At 59.0% G+C, this 18169-nt stretch carries 17 protein-coding genes; 10 read left to right on the top strand and 7 right to left on the bottom strand.

Annotated elements, in window-relative coordinates:
* Window position 1: 1 nt before the first annotated feature.
* Together K787_RS24275 and K787_RS0108040 are read right to left on the bottom strand one after the other, a co-directional pair.
* Window positions 2–352 carry a hypothetical protein gene (locus tag K787_RS24275; RefSeq protein WP_022962283.1) on the bottom strand — a complete coding sequence of 117 codons (351 nt, stop codon included), beginning with the start codon at window positions 350–352 and terminating at the stop codon, window positions 2–4.
* Window positions 353–380: 28 nt separating this feature from the next.
* Window positions 381–950, bottom strand: a complete 570-nt coding sequence (locus K787_RS0108040; RefSeq protein WP_022962282.1) for an arylesterase — start codon at window positions 948–950, stop codon at window positions 381–383.
* Between the two features lie 65 nt (window positions 951–1015).
* Between K787_RS0108040 and K787_RS0108035 the strand changes: the two genes are divergently transcribed.
* The 4 genes from K787_RS0108035 to K787_RS0108020 are packed head-to-tail and all read left to right on the top strand — an operon-like array spanning window position 1016 to window position 5141.
* The gene (locus K787_RS0108035) at window positions 1016–1699 is read left to right on the top strand and encodes an ABC transporter ATP-binding protein (RefSeq protein ID WP_022962281.1); all 684 of its coding nucleotides are present in this window, start codon (window positions 1016–1018) and stop codon (window positions 1697–1699) included.
* Window positions 1692–4193 (top strand): ABC transporter permease, encoded by a 2502-nt coding sequence (locus tag K787_RS0108030; protein WP_022962280.1) that lies wholly within the window; start codon window positions 1692–1694, stop codon window positions 4191–4193. Before K787_RS0108035 ends, K787_RS0108030 begins: the two co-directional genes overlap by 8 nt.
* Before the next feature lie 2 nt (window positions 4194–4195).
* Window positions 4196–4705 (top strand): transcription elongation factor GreB, encoded by a 510-nt coding sequence (gene greB, locus K787_RS0108025; protein WP_022962279.1) that lies wholly within the window; start codon window positions 4196–4198, stop codon window positions 4703–4705.
* Between the two features lie 58 nt (window positions 4706–4763).
* On the top strand, window positions 4764–5141 hold the full coding sequence (locus tag K787_RS0108020) for a YajD family HNH nuclease (RefSeq protein WP_022962278.1): 378 nt from the start codon (window positions 4764–4766) through the stop codon (window positions 5139–5141).
* A 484-nt stretch (window positions 5142–5625) separates the two neighbouring features.
* On the opposite strand, the gene K787_RS0108015 is transcribed toward K787_RS0108020, so the two are convergent.
* Window positions 5626–6621, bottom strand: coding sequence for a DUF6976 family protein (locus K787_RS0108015; RefSeq protein ID WP_022962277.1), 996 nt, complete (start codon window positions 6619–6621; stop codon window positions 5626–5628).
* Window positions 6618–7340: a hypothetical protein gene (locus K787_RS0108010; RefSeq protein ID WP_022962276.1), complete on the bottom strand. Its 723-nt coding sequence runs from the start codon at window positions 7338–7340 to the stop codon at window positions 6618–6620. Before K787_RS0108010 ends, K787_RS0108015 begins: the two co-directional genes overlap by 4 nt.
* A 293-nt stretch (window positions 7341–7633) precedes the next feature.
* On the opposite strand from K787_RS0108010, the gene K787_RS25755 reads away from it, so the two are divergent.
* Window positions 7634–7765 carry a hypothetical protein gene (locus K787_RS25755; protein WP_306360883.1) on the top strand — a complete coding sequence of 44 codons (132 nt, stop codon included), beginning with the start codon at window positions 7634–7636 and terminating at the stop codon, window positions 7763–7765.
* Between the two features lie 110 nt (window positions 7766–7875).
* Here the strand turns inward: K787_RS25755 and K787_RS0108000 are convergent, their stop codons facing one another.
* Window positions 7876–8808, bottom strand: coding sequence for a glutathione S-transferase family protein (locus K787_RS0108000; RefSeq protein WP_022962274.1), 933 nt, complete (start codon window positions 8806–8808; stop codon window positions 7876–7878).
* Window positions 8809–8960: 152 nt separating this feature from the next.
* Here K787_RS0108000 and K787_RS0107995 point away from each other — a divergent pair, with 152 nt between their 5' ends.
* From K787_RS0107995 to dacB, 4 genes are all read left to right on the top strand, one after another.
* Window positions 8961–10673: a DEAD/DEAH box helicase gene (locus K787_RS0107995; RefSeq protein ID WP_022962273.1), complete on the top strand. Its 1713-nt coding sequence runs from the start codon at window positions 8961–8963 to the stop codon at window positions 10671–10673.
* A 12-nt stretch (window positions 10674–10685) separates the two neighbouring features.
* Window positions 10686–11483, top strand: coding sequence for a TatD family hydrolase (locus K787_RS0107990; RefSeq protein ID WP_022962272.1), 798 nt, complete (start codon window positions 10686–10688; stop codon window positions 11481–11483).
* 45 nt (window positions 11484–11528) lie between these two features.
* Window positions 11529–12653: a PDC sensor domain-containing protein gene (locus K787_RS0107985; RefSeq protein ID WP_022962271.1), complete on the top strand. Its 1125-nt coding sequence runs from the start codon at window positions 11529–11531 to the stop codon at window positions 12651–12653.
* Between the two features lie 121 nt (window positions 12654–12774).
* Window positions 12775–14247, top strand: a complete 1473-nt coding sequence (gene dacB, locus K787_RS0107980) for a D-alanyl-D-alanine carboxypeptidase/D-alanyl-D-alanine endopeptidase (RefSeq protein WP_022962270.1) — start codon at window positions 12775–12777, stop codon at window positions 14245–14247.
* 21 nt (window positions 14248–14268) lie between these two features.
* Here dacB and rlmKL read toward each other — a convergent pair whose 3' ends face one another.
* Window positions 14269–16503, bottom strand: coding sequence for a bifunctional 23S rRNA (guanine(2069)-N(7))-methyltransferase RlmK/23S rRNA (guanine(2445)-N(2))-methyltransferase RlmL (rlmKL, locus tag K787_RS0107975; protein WP_022962269.1), 2235 nt, complete (start codon window positions 16501–16503; stop codon window positions 14269–14271).
* A 264-nt stretch (window positions 16504–16767) separates the two neighbouring features.
* On the opposite strand from rlmKL, the gene rmf reads away from it, so the two are divergent.
* Window positions 16768–16983 (top strand): ribosome modulation factor, encoded by a 216-nt coding sequence (gene rmf, locus K787_RS0107970; protein WP_022962268.1) that lies wholly within the window; start codon window positions 16768–16770, stop codon window positions 16981–16983.
* A 112-nt stretch (window positions 16984–17095) separates the two neighbouring features.
* Here rmf and K787_RS0107965 read toward each other — a convergent pair whose 3' ends face one another.
* Complete coding sequence (locus tag K787_RS0107965) at window positions 17096–18136, bottom strand: quinone-dependent dihydroorotate dehydrogenase (protein WP_022962267.1); 1041 nt, start codon at window positions 18134–18136, stop codon at window positions 17096–17098.
* Window positions 18137–18169: the final 33 nt, after the last annotated feature.

Genomic DNA, 18169 nt, shown 5'->3' with positions numbered 1-18169 from the left:
TTCACTGCCCACCCTGGCGGTAAAGCTCGAACTGCTGCGCAGTAGCGCGGAACCCAGCCTCGTCAGAGCACGAGCGCTCAGCGGGTGTTAGTTGCTTCTTGCTACCAACACCCTTGCTTGCGCGCGCCTGGCTCAGGCATTGCGGGCAAAGACTGGGCAACACCGCACGCAGCAACTCCCGGTAAACCGGGCGAGCGGGCAGCAGATCGCCACACAAGGTCCGCTCTACTGGGTTATCCAGACGCATGTTGATATCCACCATGTGTGTATGCCAAGGATCTCCAACAAACAGGTCCTGTTGTTCATTCTGCTCTACTACACACCACCGCTTGGCCAACCACGCAACCGTCACCTAATACCTCTCCCAATTAATGGCGGCATCAAGGCTGCAACCAAGCCTCAATATAGGGCCAAACATTCTCCAAAATCTGCGACTGAGCAGCAGCAGTCGGATGGATACCATCAGACTGCATCAGACTTTGATCCGCTTCCCCCGCAATCCCCTCCAGTACGAACGGCATCAACGCGATATCGTACTCATCACTAACGTCAGCAAAGACCTGCTCGAAGGCCTGGGTATAGCGCACACCGTAATTAGGCGGGATACGCATACCCAACAGTAATACCTCTGCGCCAGACTCCAACGACTGCTCTACCATCGCCGAAAGATTCTGTTGCATATTGTTTGGAGGCATTCCACGCAACCCGTCATTACCGCCCAATTCTATCACGACCAGGGCCGGCCCATGCTGCTCCAGCAGCCGTGGTAAGCGGGCCAGCCCCCCGGCGGTAGTGTCGCCACTGACCGAGGCATTGATGACACTGGCGTCGACCCCCTGCTGCTCCAAGCGCTGTTCCAACAGAGCGGTCCAGCCCTGATCGATTTCCAGACCGAAAGCGGCACTGATACTATCTCCGACAATCAATATACCCTGGGCACCAGCAGTCATTACTGGCGCCGCTAACAACAAGCAAACCAGCAATACTTTTTTCACATTTCTCAAAGGCAGATTCCATGTCAGACAACGTCATCGTTGCCAGCCACCTTAGCAAAGTCGTCCGCAGCTCGGAAGCAGACCTGACGATTCTAGACAATGTCAGCCTGCAAATCAGCCGCGGCAGCAGCGTAGCCATTGTCGGCGCCTCCGGTTCGGGCAAGTCGACGCTGCTCAGCCTGCTCGCCGGCCTGGATTTGCCCAGCAGTGGCGAAGTCCATCTGGCCGGGAAAACGCTCAGCCAGCTGGATGAGGATCAACGCGCTGCGCTGCGTGCCGAGCATGTCGGGTTTGTGTTCCAGTCCTTTCAACTGCTCGATAGCCTGACAGCGCTGGAAAATGTGATGCTGCCGCTGGAGCTGCATGGTCGCAAAGATGCCCAGGCCCGGGCTGGGGATCTGCTCGCCCGGGTCGGCTTGGCCGCCAGGCTGACGCACTATCCGCGACAACTGTCGGGGGGTGAGCAGCAACGGGTCGCCATCGCCAGAGCCTTTGCCAGCGAGCCGGACATCCTTTTCGCCGACGAACCCACCGGCAACCTGGATGCCGTCACCGGCCAGCGCATTACCGACCTCTTGTTCGAGTTGAACCGTGAGCAGGGCGCAACTCTGGTATTGGTCACCCACGATCAGCGGCTGGCGGAGCGCTGCCACAGCGCCCTGCATCTGGAGGCTGGGCGTTTGCTGGAGGCCGCCCATGCGTAACAGCACGCTGCCCCTGGCAGCCCGGCTACTGACCCGGGAATGGCGCGCGGGCGAGCTGCGCGTATTGGTCATGGCGCTAGTGATCGCAGTGCTGGTCAGTACCGCGATCAGCTTCTTCACTGACCGCCTGCAACGCGGCATGGTCAGCCGCGCGGCAGAATTTCTTGGCGCGGACATGATCATCTCCTCACGCTCGGTGTTGCCTGAGCAATACCTCCAGGAGGCAAAGGCACGGGGACTGGAGCATGTCGAAGTAGTAGAATTTTCCAGCGTCATGGCCAGCGATGACGACATGCAATTGTCCAGCGTCAAAGCGGTCACGGACGGCTACCCGCTGCGCGGTGAGGTGCGTATTGCCGAGCAACTGTTCGGCGAAGAGCAGATCGCCACAGGCGTACCCCCACCGGGTCAGCTATGGATCGAGCCGCGCCTGGCTGCTTACCTGGAACTGGATAGTGGCTCCAGCCTGGATGTGGGCGTTAGCCGCCTAGAGGTTAGTGCCTTGCTGACCCATGAGCCGGACCGGGCAGGTGATTTCTACAGCCTCACACCCCGCGTACTGATGAACATGGCCGATCTTGAAGCTACCAATGTGGTCCAACCCGGCAGCCGTGTGCGTTACCGGCTATTGCTCAGCGGCGACGAAGCGGCGTTGCAGGGCTACAGCCAGTGGCTGAGCCCAAAACTGGAAAGCCACCAGCGCCTGACCACGGTCGCAGATGATAATCGCCAGATTGGCGGCGCGCTGGAGCGCGCTGGCCAGTTTCTTGGGCTGGCCAGTATTGCTGCGGTAGTCCTCGCCGGCGTGGCCGTGGCCCTGTCCGCCAGCCGCTTTGCCAGTCGGCATTTTGATACCAGTGCCTTGCTTCGCTGCCTGGGTGCGAGCCGCCGCAAGGTAATGGGGATCTTTGTCATCCAACTGGCCTGTCTTGGCCTGATAGCTACAGTGATGGGCTTGGTACTGGGCTGGGTAATGCAGTGGGGCCTGGTATACCTGTTACGTGATCTGCTACCGCCTAACCTGCCGGGCGTTGGCCTCAAACCCCTGCTGGTCGGCGCTGCCACTGGCTTGATCGCGCTGGCCGGCTTTGCCTTGCCACCGCTCCTCAGGCTCGGACAGGTGGCACCACTGCGGGTATTACGCCGAGATCTAGCGCCGCTGCCCAGCAGTGCTTGGCTGATTTATGGGCTGGCGCTCGCCAGCTTGACGCTATTGATGTGGCAGTTCACCGGCGATCTGCGTATCACCCTGGCCGTCGTGTTCGGCGGCGCACTGGCCGCGCTGGCGCTCGGCCTGGTAGCGCTAATACTCTTGCGTGCCGCCGGCGGCCGCTTGCGCAACGCCAGTCTGGCATGGCGCCTGGGCAGCGGCCAACTGCTCAAGCAACCCACCGCAGCGGCAGGACAAATTCTCGCCTTTGGCTTGATTTTGATGTCCATGGTCGTGGTACTGATCATGCGCACTGAACTGTTGGATACCTGGCAAGCGCAATTGCCAGAGGACACTCCCAACCATTTCGCACTGAATATTCTGCCCAGTGAAGCCGATGCCTTTTCCGCTGCGCTGAATCGCATCGGCGCAGTCAGTGCCCCGCTCTACCCGGTTACGCCCGGTCGCCTGAATGAAATCAACCATCAACCAGTACGTGAGATCGTTACCAAGGACAGCCAGGGAGAACGCGCTGTCAGCCGCGATTTGAGTCTGACCTCCTCGGCCGAGATGGCCGCAGACAATGCCTTAATCGGTGGCCAATGGTGGGCAGAGGATGTAGCGGTGGATGCGGCACTGGTATCAGTAGAATCCGAGCTGGCCGCGAGCCTGGGTCTGAAACTGGATGACCTGCTGACTTTCGTGATCGGCGGGCAGATCGTCGAAGCCCGGGTCAGCAGTTTCCGCGAAGTGAACTGGGACAACTTTACGCCCAACTTCTACATGGTGTTCTCGCCCGGCACGCTGGACAACATGCCCACGACCATCCTGACCAGCTTCAGCCTGCCGGTTGAGCAGCGTGACGCACTGCGCGAGCTGACCAGGGAATTTCCGGCGATGACCCTGCTCGAAGTGGAAGCCATACTCGCGCAGATACGCGAGATTCTCGCCCAGGTGACCCTGGCGGTGGAGTACGTATTGCTGTTTGTGCTGCTGGCGGGCTTTACCGTGCTGTTTGCCGCGCTGCAGTCGACGCTGGACAATCGGCTCTACGAAGGCGCCCTGCTGCGCACCCTGGGGGCGCGCAGACAACTGCTGCGCCAGGCCAACCTGATGGAGTTTGCCCTGCTCGGTGCGCTGGCCGGGGTCATGGCCATCGTCGCCGCAGAGCTGATTACGCTGCTGCTGTACCGCTATGCGCTGAATCTGGACTGGCGGCCGCACTACCTATTGTGGCTGGCCATCCCGCTGGGCGGCGCCTTGCTGATTGGCGCTGCTGGCGCCTTGGGCACCCGGGCCGTGGTGCGCGAAAGTCCGATGCGCCTGATCAACCGGGGCAACTGAGGATGAGCCGCTACCGACCGCCGCGCAGCGCCGGCACGCCGTTGATCACCGCCGAAGGGGCGCAGCGTCTGCGCGACGAACTGCATGAGCTCTGGTATGTGCGCCGGCCGGCAGTCACCCAGGCGGTGAGCGACGCAGCGGCGCTGGGCGATCGATCGGAGAACGCAGAATATATCTACGGCAAGAAAATGCTCCGCGAAATAGACAGCCGGGTACGCTTTCTGCGCAAACGCCTGGAGAGCCTCAAGGTCGTTGCGCAGCAACCCTCGGATTGCTCGAAGGTCTATTTCAGCGCCTGGGTCAGCCTCGAGGACGAAGACGGCCAGGCGCTGCAATTGCGTATAGTAGGGCCCGATGAAATAGACACTCAGCGGCGGCACATCAGCATCGACAGCCCCATGGCCCGTGCGCTGCTGGGTAAATCGTTGGATAATGAAATCAGCCTGCTGGCACCCGTCGGGGAAAAGCATTACTGGATTACCGCCATCAACTACAGCGAGCCAACGTCATGATCAGACTAGACTGTGAATATCACCACCCTAACCTTCCATTACAGCAACGAGGTCGAGCATGAACGCCAACGGCAATGCCAACCCCACCGGCAAGCTGGACAAGATTCTCGCCGAGGCCCAACAGCGCCGCGAGACCGGCTACCGGGACAAAGCGTTGAAGATGTATCCTTGGGTGTGCGGACGCTGCGCGCGGGAGTTCAGCGGCAAGCGGGTCAGTGAACTGACGGTACATCATCGCGATCACAACCACGACAACAACCCACAAGACGGTTCAAACTGGGAACTGCTGTGTCTTTTCTGCCATGACAATGAGCACTCGCGCTACACCGACCAACAATACTTCTCAGACGCATCCGTGAGTTCGCCGACAACAGCGGTAGCCACTCACAATCCTTTTTCGGCACTGGCCGACCTGCTTAAAAAACCGGAAAAATAACATTTTCATTCCATCGCGGCTCGACCGCCACATGGTAACTGCGTGACCGGCACATGCTCGCCACGCGGCCAGGGTTATGCAATGTCGATCAAATACGCCCTGCGATCTTGACTTTTATCAACAAAAGCTTGGCGTCACGGAGCCCTGAAAGCGCCGCCCTATCGACCCACAACCCATGCGTACCCGATGAGCACACAGCATCTGCTCCTGGTTGTGAAGTGATAAAAGTCAACCTGCGCGACACAAAGTCCGGTCAAAATGAACCCGGCAATCCACGCTGTCGTTACTGGACCTGGAAGCGTCCCGATGATGAGCTGCTATCTGAGGGAGGAGATTTAGCCGCGACGGGCCAGCAGGCGCTGATCGACCAGGCAAATCGGCTCGGGCGAAACCACTCGCCAGGGGCTTTGAGGCGCTGGCGCAGGGTTTCCGACAAATCCCGAGCAGCGCCGCCGCCCTTCTTCTGCGCAGCGATGTACGTTATTCAGTCCTGTTCGAGCGTCAGGTAGACCGCCGTCTGGTTGAGCAACTGGTAGGCGACCTCGCCGAAGGTGATGGGGCCGGTGAGGCGCGCCGTCTGGCGTCCCTGCAACTGCGAATAGAGATAATTGAGGATGCAGTTGCAGCCGAACAGGATGGGGCCGCCGTCGCTGGGCATGGCTTCCAGGAAGCGCTCGCTGTAGTCCTCCACCGCGTCGGCGAACCGGTAGTTGACCCCGGCGAACACCGGCGCGTAGAAGGACACCAGACCCGGCTCAGACTCCAGCGACTGGATGCTGACATTGATCATGGCCCCGCAGTAGTCGGCCACCAGCGGCAGGCGGGTGTCGATGCCGCGCGCGCGGATCAGCTCCAGCAGGCTGCCGCGTACGCCATCGATCAGGCAGTCGCGGGCGGCAAAGCCAGTCTGGTCGAAGTTCAACGTCGGTCCCGCGCCGGGCTTGAACAGGTTCACCGCATGCACCACCGCCGCCTGGTCGTGCGGCAGGGGGATGTGCAGGACGATGGCTTGGTCGGTATAACAGTGACCGCTGCGGCCGTCGATCACCTGGGCCTGGGCGCTGCCCAGCTGATCCAGGTGCACGCCCGCGACCCAGCCGGCAATCGGCTTGATGTACATGTCGGTATAGTTGGGGGCTTCGCGGGCATAGTCCTCGAGCACGGCGCTGGCGGCCGGCAGAATGACGATGCTGAAGCCATTTTCCGGGGCGTCTTCAAGCATGTGCGGTAGCCGCTCGCGGTCATAGCAGACGATTTCGCCGTCCGGTTGACCGAAGCGCTGGACGAACACCCGGTCGAGACGACAGGTGCCGCCCTCGCTCGCCATGAAATAGGGGGTGGTGCCGCCGATCCAGTTGCCCTTGGGCAATGCTGCCAGGCACTCGATATGGCCGGCGATGGCCAGGGTTTCGCCGCGCTCGATCAAGGCGCTGGCCTGGCGCAGATCGAGCAGTGCGCTTGTCGCAGTGGCGTTGCTCATGGCTGGTCGCCCTCTGTGGCCTGCTGCCGATCGCTGTTCAGCTGGGCAATCTCGTGCTCCAGATGCTTTTCATGCTTGATGAAGAAGCGCCGCAGTTCACTGATCCGGAGGACCTGTATATCCGGGTCATGCGCCCTGGTAAAGTCCTGGCGGGCGCGGGCCAGCAGCAATTTCAGACTCAGCAAACGGATCTCGAACGGGCAATCCAGCGCCAGCAGGCGCACCCATGCCCGGTCGTCGCTGGCGGGAATGGTGCTGCCGGTTTGTCCCGCCGGATCGTCCAGTTGCAGGCGTGCCCGCAGCTCCGTGTCCGCCGTGGCCAACTGGCCAGACTCGATCGCATGCTTGATCTGCCAGGCAAGGTGAATGTCGATATCCAGCAGGGTGCAGACCTGACTATAGCGCAGGCCGTCCTGCATGCACTGGATCACCCGCCGGGCCAGGCCATGGGTGAAGTCGCTGGCGCTTTTACCGAGGAAGGGGTGCGCTGGCAGGCCGTCCTGCTCCGGCAGGCTGGCATGGATATAGGTCTTGTAAACGCCGATATTGGTATGCCGCCAGCGTGAACGGGGCTGTTCGCCGAGGTAGCGGCCGAACCAGCTCTTGCCAGTGCTCAGGTAAGCATGCACCTCGCGGCTGTGGGTATCGACACGGATCCGGCTGACCTCCCAGGGCTCGTTCACCTCCAGCAACCAGCGGCACAATTCTGCGTCTTTCACCCTGACCTCCCTGTATTGGTTTACCCGTCCAGGGACATTCACATGGGGGTGCGCGGCGAGCCAGGGAACCTTGGCACTAAGTCGTTGCTACTTGCTTGTTGCGACTTGCGCACTAGTATGGCGACAACCTCCTATGAGGCTGTCCGAGAACGGCCGTTGAGTGCAAATTGCTGGTTGGACCGGGGGGACGTCTAGTTGCCCATCCGCCTGATCGAAAACACCGAGAAAAAGGAAAAAACTGAACATACTCTGAAGCGCAGCATGCAACTGAGCAACGCAGGGGGGAGCTGATAGTGACCACGACCGGAATCCATCTCGCCAATCGCCTCGGCCACGCACTAGAGTCAGCGCTCAAAGGACACGCTGATTACCAGTACGTCGATGATCAGTACGGGGTGAACGTCAGCTGGGAGCGTAACGAGTAGAGCCATCCGCTGCGGCTGTACGGGGTTACTGCTCATGCGTGACAGCGCATTGATTATGAGCAGTATTCCTTGCGGGCAAACGCGACACCTGAGCGTCAGCGCTCTGACGCCTAGCCTCGGCCGTGGGCCAGAGTCAAATCCAGGCCTTCACCCAACGGCACGATACGCGTCGGGTTGATGGTGTCGTGACTGTAGTAGTAATGCTGTTTGATGTGCTCAAAGTTAACCGTGTCCGCCACGCCCGGCCACTGATACAGCTCTCGTAAATAGCCGGCCATGTGCGGATAATCCTCAATACGCCGTATGTTGCACTTGAAGTGCCCATGGTATACCGGATCGAAACGCACCAAAGTGGTAAACAGCCGCCAGTCTGCTTCGGTGATCTTTTCGCCCGCCAGATAACGCCGTTCAGTCAGCAGTGCCTCCACCCAATCGAGCGCCTCGAAAAGCGCCTGACACGCCTTTTCATAAGCCGATTGGCTGGTGGCGAAGCCGCTCTTGTATACCCCATTATTGATCTGGTCATAGATGCGCTCATTGATGCGATCTATTTCTTCACGAAGGGCCTCGGGATAAAAATCCTGAGTATCGCCAGTCAGTTCATCAAAGGCGCTATTGAACAGCCGAATGATCTCCGCCGACTCATTATTGACGATGGTTGCCTCTTGCTTGTCCCACAGCACCGGCACCGTCACGCGGCCGCTATAATCGGCCTTGGCTCGGGTATACAGCTGATAATGATGGGTATAACCATATACCGGTTCTGGCGGAGCGTAGGTCCAACCCTGGTCGAGCATATGTGGCTCAACGGCGGTAACGCCAATATGCGCTTCCAGCCCCTTCAACTTACGCATGATCAGCGTCCGGTGCGCCCAGGGGCAAGCAAGTGACACGTAGAGATGATAACGGCCTGACTCGGGGGCAAAACGCCCGTCTTTTTCAACCGCTTCACGGAAACCCGCATCCTCCCGAACGAACTCACCGCCAGTGCTCTCGGTGTCATACCACTCATCGTTCCAGACGCCTTCTACCAGCCTACCCATAGATTCTACTCCTGTTCAGCGTGCCCATTAACATGACCATAGCCTGACAGGATGCGCCCTACCCTGACCAGCCATTGAAAAACCTTGCGGCAATTTCCCTCGAATGCGCGTATACTATTCGATCTATTTATCCCCCAAGGTTCACTCCAAGTATGTCCGATACCGCTCCGGCGGCACCGCAGTTTGCCGATTTAGGACTGCCTGCACCGCTTCTCGAGGCTCTGACCAGCCTCGGATATGAAACACCCTCCGCGATTCAAGCTGAGGCAATACCTACCCTTCTGGCTGGTGACGACCTGCTGGGCCTGGCCCAGACCGGCACCGGCAAGACAGCCGCATTCGCTCTGCCGGTACTCGCTGGTATTGACGTTAGCATCCGCGCCACACAGGCACTGATTCTGACGCCCACCCGCGAATTGGCATTGCAGGTGGCAGAAGCCTTCCAGCGTTACGCACAGAACATGCGCGGCTTTTCCGTGCTGGCTCTGTACGGCGGCTCAGCCTTTGCCCCCCAGTTCAAGGCATTGGAACGCGGCGCCCACGTGGTCGTTGCGACCCCTGGCCGCCTGACGGACCATATGCGCCGCGGCAGCATCAAGTTTGAAAACATGCGTTTTCTGGTCCTTGATGAAGCCGACGAGATGCTCAAAATGGGCTTCGCGGACGACCTTGACGCCGTCTTCGAAAAAGTACCCACGAACACCCAGAAAGCGCTGTTTTCCGCGACCATGCCTGCTGGCGTGCGTACCGTGGCCCGCAAGCACATGCGCGAGCCCAAGGAAATCCGCCTGCACAGTGGCGTGAGCAGCAGCCTGGATACCATCACCCAGATCGTCTGGGAGGTTTCCAACCACCACAAACTGGACGCCATGACGCGCCTGCTTGAAGTTGAGCCGGTCGAAGCCATGATCGTCTTCGTGCGCACCAAGACCGCCAGCATGGAAATTGCCGAGCGCCTTGAGGCCCGTGGATTTGCTGCCGCAGCATTGAATGGCGATCTCAGCCAACAGTTGCGTGAACAGGTGGTTGACCGCCTCAAACGCGGTCTGCTGGATATCGTCGTGGCCACTGATGTGGCGGCGCGCGGTCTGGACGTGGAACGCATCTCCCACGTATTGAACTACGATGTACCGCACGACAGCGAATCCTATGTGCATCGGATTGGTCGTACTGGCCGTGCTGGCCGTTCGGGCACAGCGATTCTGTTTGCTACCCCGCGTGAGCGTCGCCTGCTGCACCAACTGGAAAAGGCGACTGGTCAGAAAATTCTGAGCCAGGCTCTGCCCAGCGCTGATGCCGTCCGCAGCGGTCGTTTGACCAAGCTGGCGGCACGTATCAGTGGCGCACGGGAAACCACTGGCGCGCTGCATGAAAAGCTCGCCAATGACCTGCTTGAACTGACCAATTTGACCCCGGAAGAATTGGCGGCAACCTTGTTGGCCATTATGCCTAGCGCCAAAACACTGGTTGAACCGGTCAAGGACCTGCCCTCGGCACCTGCAGCCAACAGTGCCCGCGACGGCTTCGCCGAGCGTGATAGTGGCCTGGTGCGCTATAAGGTTAAAGGTGGGCGCTCAAACGGCCTGATGCCCAAGCCGTTGGTCGACGCACTCTGCCGCTTCGGTGGTCTGCAGCGCCAGCAAATTGGTCACATCAAGATGTTCACCGAGCACACTGGCGTGTACCTGCCAGAGCTGAATGAAGGTGCCCTGGCCAAGCTTGCCAGTGTGGAAATCAACGGTATCGCGTTGCAGATCCGCGCCTGGCCGTTACCAGCCGGTGAAGTCGAGCGCCCTGCCCGACCGAAGCCGCGCAAAGACTTCCCCAGCAAGCCACGCGCTGCCAAACCACGCCCGGCTAATTGATAGCCAACAGGCATGGAATGGATTGATATTGGCGTCAACCTGACTGATACGGCCTTCGATCATGATCGACCGGCCGTATTAGACAGGGCCTGGCACGCTGGCATCAGCCAAATGATACTGACCGCCACCTCCCTGGCGGGCAGTTTCCAGGTTCAACAGCTGTGCAAAGAAGATCCTTTGCGGCTGTTCTGTACTGCAGGTGTGCACCCGCACCAAGCACGCGACTGGACAGATGAACTGGCCAAAGAGATAGCCATGCTGGCACGAACTGATAGCGTCAAAGCCATCGGCGAATGCGGCCTGGATTTCAATCGCGATTTCTCACCCCGACCTCAACAGATCAAAGCCTTGGAGCAACAGCTGCAACTGGCCGTCGACCTGCAACTTCCGGTATTCCTGCATGAACGTGATGCCAGCACCCTGCTGATTGATCTTCTCAAGGATTATCGCGATCACCTGCCAAGAGCCGTGATTCATTGTTTCACGGGCGACAAAAGCGCATTGCATGGTTATCTGGATTTGGACCTGCATATTGGTATCACCGGCTGGATTTGCGACGAGCGCCGCGGCACTCATCTGCAGGAGCTGGTCAACAGCATCCCTGCACAACGGCTGATGCTGGAAACCGATGCACCTTGGCTATTGCCCAGAACACTTCGCCCCAAACCGAAGAAAAATCGTAACGAGCCGGCATTTCTTGTGGAGGTCGCCAGCATGGTCGCCCGCTGCCGCCAGCAACCGTTGCAGCAGTTAGCCGAGCAGACGACCGCCTGTGCCAGGTCTTTCTTCGAGTTGCCCGCAAGCACCTGAAAAACCCGCTACGCTGTCAGTAGTGCTTCAGTTCAGGTTATTCATATGGCTCGACGTACGCCTTCGCGCTTGTACCCGCCCGTATGGGTTATGTTGACGCTCAGCACCCTCGCCACCCTCACTCTGGGCGTTGGGCTGGCGATCTTTCATTACCAGCAGCAGAGCAAGGTCATCCTCAGTACCGGCGAAACCCTCTTTACCCATATCAGTCAACAAATTGAACAAGACCTGCTACGCCTTTATCAGCCGCCCATCCAGGCGCTTAATTTGCTCGCTCTGAGCGACCTGACCGCCACTACGTCGCTACAGCAGCGACTGCTGCACCTGCCCAAGCTGGCCCAGGTACTGGAAGATAACCCACAGCTCAACTCGCTGTACCATGGCTGGCCCAATGGCGATTATTTAATGCTCAGACCCTTGCGCAATGCGCCGTTGCGGACACGCTTTGATGCACCACCACAAGCCATGTGGATGGTCTGGAATATCCAACGCAGTGGAGGAACAGCCGAAGCAGTTTACGTTTTTCTCGACCCGCAATTACAGGTGCTGGCACAGCGTATAACCATCAACGATGGCTACGACCCCAGGCAGCGCCTTTGGTACACCAACGCCATCAATAGCGGCGCGCAGATTATTACTACGCCTTATATCTTTTTCTCCACCAGCGAATTCGGCACTACCCTCGCTCGTCCTGCTGCTGGCGGCGGAGTATTCGGCGCGGACCTGACCCTGGGCCAACTTTCCCACACCCTGGCCAACTTGCAGATAACCGAGCATTCGCAGCTGTTACTTTATGATCCCGAAGGCACGGTCATTGCCTACCATGATGTTGGCCGTATTCTTAACGTGGCACAGGGCACTGCATTGCGCCTGAAACGCTTTAACGAGCTCGGCAGCACGCTGCTGGCCGGCCTTGCCGAGGACGGCTTCCGGCAGGAGAGAACCGCCCGTCTGCAGATGGAAGGTCAGCGCTGGACGCTATCCCAAAGCCGCATAGACCTGTCAGGGCTGCCCGAGACCTACCTGGCCATTCTCGTGCCTGAACAGGAACTGCTGGCTGAGGCCTATCGTATTCGTCGCCACAGTGTCTGGATCACCTTGATCGCCAGCTTGGTATTTCTACCGGCAGCCTGGATTGGCAGCATCCGTCTGTTGCAACAGCGCCGCTGACTAATTGACCTGCGGCACTTGGACTTCCTAAGCAATTGGGTGATGATGGTGAAGAGCGCTTTTTTGAGCCGTGCCCGTTTCTACAGAGCAGGCCATATGACACCCTGGAGTAGCTACCTATATGCTTTATCTATTGCGCCGGTCAACTTGCCGCCTGCTGACTGCTACCACCCTGCTGCTGAGCGCCACATGCGTATTCGCGGCTGATCTGAGTAGCCTGCCAAACCAGGTCAGGGCCTCGTTGGACAACGCACGCATCCCCGCTAACGCAATGTCATTGGCTATTATTCCGCTGGAAGGTCAAGGCGTTGCGCAGTACATCAACGCCGACCAGGAAGTCAATCCGGCATCCACCATGAAGCTGGTAACCACCTACGCCGCGCTTGAGCTAATGGGGCCCACTTACCAATGGCGCACCTCACTGCATGGTACCGGGCCGATCGAGAATGGTGTGCTGCAGGGCGACCTGGTCTACCGCAGCAGTGGTGACCCGAAAATGACTCTGGAGCGCATGTGGACGTTATTACGTGATCTGCGCGCTGCCGGCGTCAAGGAAGTAAAAGGCGATCTGGTTCTGCAGCCCGCAGACATGCGTATGCCGTTAAACGCGATCCCCTTTCCGGATGATGGCAATGACCCGAGCAAACCATACCTGGTTGAACCCGATCCGTTGCTGACCAACCTCAAGGTGCTCACGCTAAGCAGCTTTGGCGAGCGTGATGGCGTGCGTATACACCTGGAACCGGCGCTGCCCGAGGTGACCGTCGACAATCAGCTGAAACTGTTGCCAAAGGTCAGTTCCTGCCCTTGGCCAAACATCGCGTACTCAATCCAGGATCAGGGTACCCAGGCACAAGTCACATTGACTGGCGCCCTGCACGAAGGCTGCTCGGTGCAGCGCTACATGTCTGCCCTGAACGCGCAAACCTATACCGGCAGCGTATTACGCTCGCTATGGGAAGAAATGGGCGGCAAGATTAGCGGTACCACCCGCATTGGCCGCGTGCCTGCCAACGCGCAACAGCTTGCCCACAACGACTCAGGTGATCTGGTCAGTGTGATTCGCGATATCAACAAGTTCAGCAACAACACCATGGCTCGCCAACTGTTTCTGGCAATCGGTCGCCATCAGCGCACCGCTGCTGACATCGACGATCACCAGGCTGCCGTTCGCAGCATCAATCAATGGTTGGACAACAAAGGTCTGCGAACCAAGGGGCTGGTCCTGGACAACGGTTCCGGTCTGTCACGTATCGAGCGCATGACCGCCCGCGATTTGGCCCTGATGCTCGAGCAAGCCTGGAATAGCCCCTATGCTGCGGAGTTCATAGCGTCCATGCCCTTGGCCGCCATGGACGGCACCATGCGCCGGCGTATGCACAACACCCCTGTGGCGGGTGAAGCGCATATCAAAACCGGTAGCCTGCGTAACGTCAGAGCCATCGCCGGCATCACCCGGGATGCCAACGGCAAGAGCTGGGCTGTTGCCGCCATTGTCAATCACAGTGCGGCCGGTGCCAGCCGCGAAGCACTGGACCGCGTACTGACCGACGTCCATCGGCGTTCCAGCACCGAGGTGGCAACCAGCCGGTAAACCGCCGCACTGAGTGGCGCATCAGCGACGGCTGAGGCGCCAGGTACGATGTATCCGGGTATTGCGCTGGAAATCGCGATCCAGCGTCTGTGCCGAAATATCACTGACTTCGTACTTGTCCTGCAATGCCGCATCCAGACGGAAGCGTCGGAAGTTGTTGGAGAAATACACAACCCCACCTGAGGCCAAGCGGTCCATCGCCATTTCGATCAGGCGCACATGATCGCGCTGCACATCGAAAACATCATCCAGGCGCTTGGAATTGGAGAAGGTCGGCGGATCGATAAAAATCAGATCGTATTCGCCTTTGTCTTCCTCGAGCCACTGCATTACGTCTGCGTGCACCAGTTGGTGCAGGTCCGACAGCCCATTCAATGACAGATTACGTCGCGCCCAGTCCAGATAGGTCTTGGACAGATCCACGCTGGTGGTACTGCGCGCCCCGCCGACCGCCGCATGCACTGTGGCGCTGGCGGTATAGCAGAACAGATTCAGAAAGCGTTTGTTTCGTGCTTCTGCGGCCAGGCGCAGGCGCAGGGGGCGGTGATCGAGAAAGACCCCGGTATCCAGATAATCGGTCAAGTTGACCAGCAGCTTTACCTGCCCTTCGTTGATGGTTAAGAACTCGCCCTTGCGGTCCATGCGTTGGTACTGGCTGCTGCCACTTTGCCTGAGCCGCTGCTTGAGCACCACATGGGCGGGCGGGATGCCCAGCACGCCAGGCAATGCGACCAGCACGTCCTGCAGGCGTGCGCGGGCCTTGTCTTCGCTGATGGACTCTGGCGCCTGGTATTCCTGCACATGCGCCCAATCGCCATATAGATCAATCGCTACAGCAAACTCGGGCATGTCCGCGTCATAGACGCGATAACAACTGATGTCCTGCTGACGCGCCCACTTGCCCAAATTCTTCAGATTTTTCTTTAGCCTATTAGCAAACATCTGCGCTGATTCGCTGAGCCGGGCATTCGTCTGTGGCGCACCAGCCGCTGGGGCTGTTGGCCGCGGAGCTGAATCCGCTTGCTGCTCAGGCTGAGTTGGCTGACTGCTACGCTCTGGAGCTGGCCTGGCGGAGCCGGTGACGTAGCGTTCCGGTTGCAGCTCCATCAGCAATAACTTGCATGGCAGCGCACCATTGAACAGCGCGTACTGTTTGTGGCTGCGAATGCCCATACGCTTGCCCAGATCCGGATTGCCAGTAAAGATCGCAGCCTGCCAGCCCTCACAGTGCTGGCGCAGCACTTCACCGAGCTTCTGGTACAAATACACCAGGCTGGCCGCTTCGCCCAGCCGCTCGCCGTAGGGCGGGTTGCAGACGATCAGGCCTTTCTGACCCTTGTCAGGACTGGGAGAGAACGTCGCCAATTCACCTTGGTAGACTTTCACCCAATTGCCCAACCCCGCCCGTTGTATATTGTTGCGCAGCGGCTGCAACAAACGTGGGTCGGCTTCATAGCCTCGAATCCATAGCGGCTCACTTGCCAGACCCGCCTCAGCGCGCTGCTTCGCTTCGGCCTGCACTGTCTGCCACAGCGCAGCGTCATGTCGCAGCCAATGACTGAAACCCCATAATTCCCGCTGCAGATTGGGTGCCATATCGGCGGCCATCATCGCCGCCTCAACCAAAAAGGTGCCCGAGCCACACATCGGATCCGCCAATGCCCCTTGGGCCGCAGCCAATTGTGGCCAGCCTGCACGTATCAGAATAGCGGCCGCCAGGTTCTCCTTTAGCGGCGCAGCGCCCTGCTGCAGCCGATAACCGCGCTGGTGCAGGCTGTGGCCTGACAGGTCGATGGCCAACTGCGCCTCGGCACTCCGGCAGTGCACATTGATACGCAGATCCGGGTTAACACGGTCGACGCTGGGCCGGCTGCCGTCAGGCTTGCGCAGCCCGTCGACAATCGCATCCTTCACTTTCAATGCACCAAAGTGCGTGTTGTCGACACCCGGCAAAATACCGCCAAAATCGACTGCCAGACTGCCCTCTGGCAATAGATGTTGAGACCAGTCGATACCTGCCACACCATCATAAAGACCCTGGGCATCACTGACGGGAAAGCGCTCCAATACCAGCAGCACGCGATTGGCTAAGCGAGACCATAGACAGATCCGATAAGCCAGCTCCATGTCACCCTGCAGGCTGACCCCGGAGTGGGTTTCACGCGGTGATTGCGCCCCAAGCGCCCTCAACTCTTCCAGCAACAGGCCCTCGATGCCGCGGGGGCAGGTGACAAATAATTCAACAGTTTCACGCATCTTATTGATTTCCAGATTACGGTGGCAGAAAGGGCGCCGGGTTATTTCGTACCCGGCTAAGGGGCACTTCAGTAATGCTAAATCGATCTTTGGGTAGCAGCAGCCCATAGGGTACAACAGTAAGTCCTGGGTACGGGCAAACCTATTATGGAGGCAAGTTCAGTAACGTGCCTCTGCGGTGCTGCAGGATACTCCTGCACACCCACTCCCTGACACCGCACACTGCGGGTCAGGTTTGTACTTAGCATATGAGGGCTCTACTTTATGAGAAGACTCAAGCGTGATCCGATGGAACGAGCATTTTTGCGCGGTTATCAACATGGTGTTCATGGCAAATCCCAGGATACTTGCCCCTTCAATAGTCCCACCGCCCGACAGAACTGGATCAATGGGTGGCGCGAGGGCCGGGCTGATCACTGGGACGGTTTCACCGGCATCTCAGGCGTGCATCGGCTTAACGAGATGCGCGCGGTAGGTTAACCCCCCGGTAAGTTGATTTTCCCATGGCGCTTCCCTAAAGCGTCGGGCCTTGCGAGGCCCAACGGCCCCCGCAACGCGGGGGCCTTTCATTTGCGCGCAGACCAATTCAACCCTACTCGGCAACACGCAGCCCGGAGCGGTAAGCCGCTACCGCGTCCACGCACTCGCGCACCAGTTCTGGCCCGCGATAAATAAAACCGCTGTACAACTGCACCAGACTGGCGCCGGCCTTGAGCTTATCCACCGCGTCCGCGCCCTGAAGAATACCCCCGACACCAATGATGGGCATGCGTCCCTTGAATTCACCTGCCAACAGCCGGATCACTTCGGTAGACACGTCAGTGAGCGGGCCGCCGGACAAGCCACCCGCTTCATCGGCATGCTCCAGCCCGATCACCGCCGTACGCTCCAAGGTAGTATTGGTTGCGATTACCGCATCCATCCCTTGCTCCAGCAAGGTCCCGGCAACCAGCACCAGGTCCTCAGGCAACATATCCGGCGCAATCTTGATCGCAATCGGCACATAGTGTCCATGTTGCTGGGCCAGTTCTCCCTGGCAGGCCTTGATCTGCCCCAGAAGTTGTTTGAGCGTCTCGCCGTATTGCAGCGTGCGCAGGCCTGGCGTGTTCGGAGATGACAGGTTGACAGTAATATAACTGGCACGGCTATACACTTTGCGCAAACAGATAAGATAGTCATCCACGGCATTCTCAACGGCCGTGGCCGCGTTCTTGCCTATATTGATGCCCAGCACCCCCCGATAATGCACTGCGTCCAGGTGTGCCAACAGCGCATCCACGCCCTGATTATTAAAACCCAGGCGGTTGATGATGGCATTTTGTTCAGGAAGCCGGAACATACGCGGCTTGGGGTTTCCTGGCTGGGGCAAAGGCGTCACCGTGCCCACCTCGATAAATCCGAAGCCCAGGGCACCCAGACCGTCGACCGCCAATGCGTTCTTGTCCAGCCCTGCGGCCAGGCCCACTGGATTGTCAAACGTCAGGCCCATAACGTCCACCGGGTCAGGTGCCAAGGGCCTTACCAGCTTGCGTGCCAAGCCGGTACGACCGGCAGCACCAATCATGTCCAAAGCCAGATCATGGGAGGTTTCGGCGGGCAACCGAAAGAGCAGCGAGCGCATCATGGAATACATGGACGGATACCTTGCAGATGGAAAAATCTGACG

It is taken from the genome of Halopseudomonas pelagia CL-AP6, from assembly GCF_000410875.1.
Lineage (GTDB): Bacteria > Pseudomonadota > Gammaproteobacteria > Pseudomonadales > Pseudomonadaceae > Halopseudomonas > Halopseudomonas pelagia.
The sequence above is the reverse complement of the archived record's forward strand: the minus strand, read 5'-3'. Positions and strand labels throughout refer to the sequence as shown.

Bases quoted from the DNA above. Each gene is read 5' to 3' on its own strand.
- K787_RS0108030 (WP_022962280.1), top strand. From the start codon at position 1,692: ATGCGTAACAGCACGCTGCCCCTGGCAGCCCGGCTACTGACCCGGGAA.
- K787_RS0108020 (WP_022962278.1), top strand. From the start codon at position 4,764: ATGAACGCCAACGGCAATGCCAACCCCACCGGCAAGCTGGACAAGATT.
- K787_RS0108000 (WP_022962274.1), bottom strand. From the start codon at position 8,808: ATGGGTAGGCTGGTAGAAGGCGTCTGGAACGATGAGTGGTATGACACC.
- K787_RS0107985 (WP_022962271.1), top strand. From the start codon at position 11,529: ATGGCTCGACGTACGCCTTCGCGCTTGTACCCGCCCGTATGGGTTATG.
- K787_RS0107965 (WP_022962267.1), bottom strand. From the start codon at position 18,136: ATGTATTCCATGATGCGCTCGCTGCTCTTTCGGTTGCCCGCCGAAACC.
- dacB (WP_022962270.1), top strand. From the start codon at position 12,775: ATGCTTTATCTATTGCGCCGGTCAACTTGCCGCCTGCTGACTGCTACC.
- K787_RS0107990 (WP_022962272.1), top strand. From the start codon at position 10,686: ATGGAATGGATTGATATTGGCGTCAACCTGACTGATACGGCCTTCGAT.
- rmf (WP_022962268.1), top strand. From the start codon at position 16,768: ATGAGAAGACTCAAGCGTGATCCGATGGAACGAGCATTTTTGCGCGGT.
- greB (WP_022962279.1), top strand. From the start codon at position 4,196: ATGAGCCGCTACCGACCGCCGCGCAGCGCCGGCACGCCGTTGATCACC.
- K787_RS0108035 (WP_022962281.1), top strand. From the start codon at position 1,016: ATGTCAGACAACGTCATCGTTGCCAGCCACCTTAGCAAAGTCGTCCGC.
- K787_RS0108040 (WP_022962282.1), bottom strand. From the start codon at position 950: ATGACTGCTGGTGCCCAGGGTATATTGATTGTCGGAGATAGTATCAGT.
- rlmKL (WP_022962269.1), bottom strand. From the start codon at position 16,503: ATGCGTGAAACTGTTGAATTATTTGTCACCTGCCCCCGCGGCATCGAG.
- K787_RS0107995 (WP_022962273.1), top strand. From the start codon at position 8,961: ATGTCCGATACCGCTCCGGCGGCACCGCAGTTTGCCGATTTAGGACTG.
- K787_RS0108015 (WP_022962277.1), bottom strand. From the start codon at position 6,621: ATGAGCAACGCCACTGCGACAAGCGCACTGCTCGATCTGCGCCAGGCC.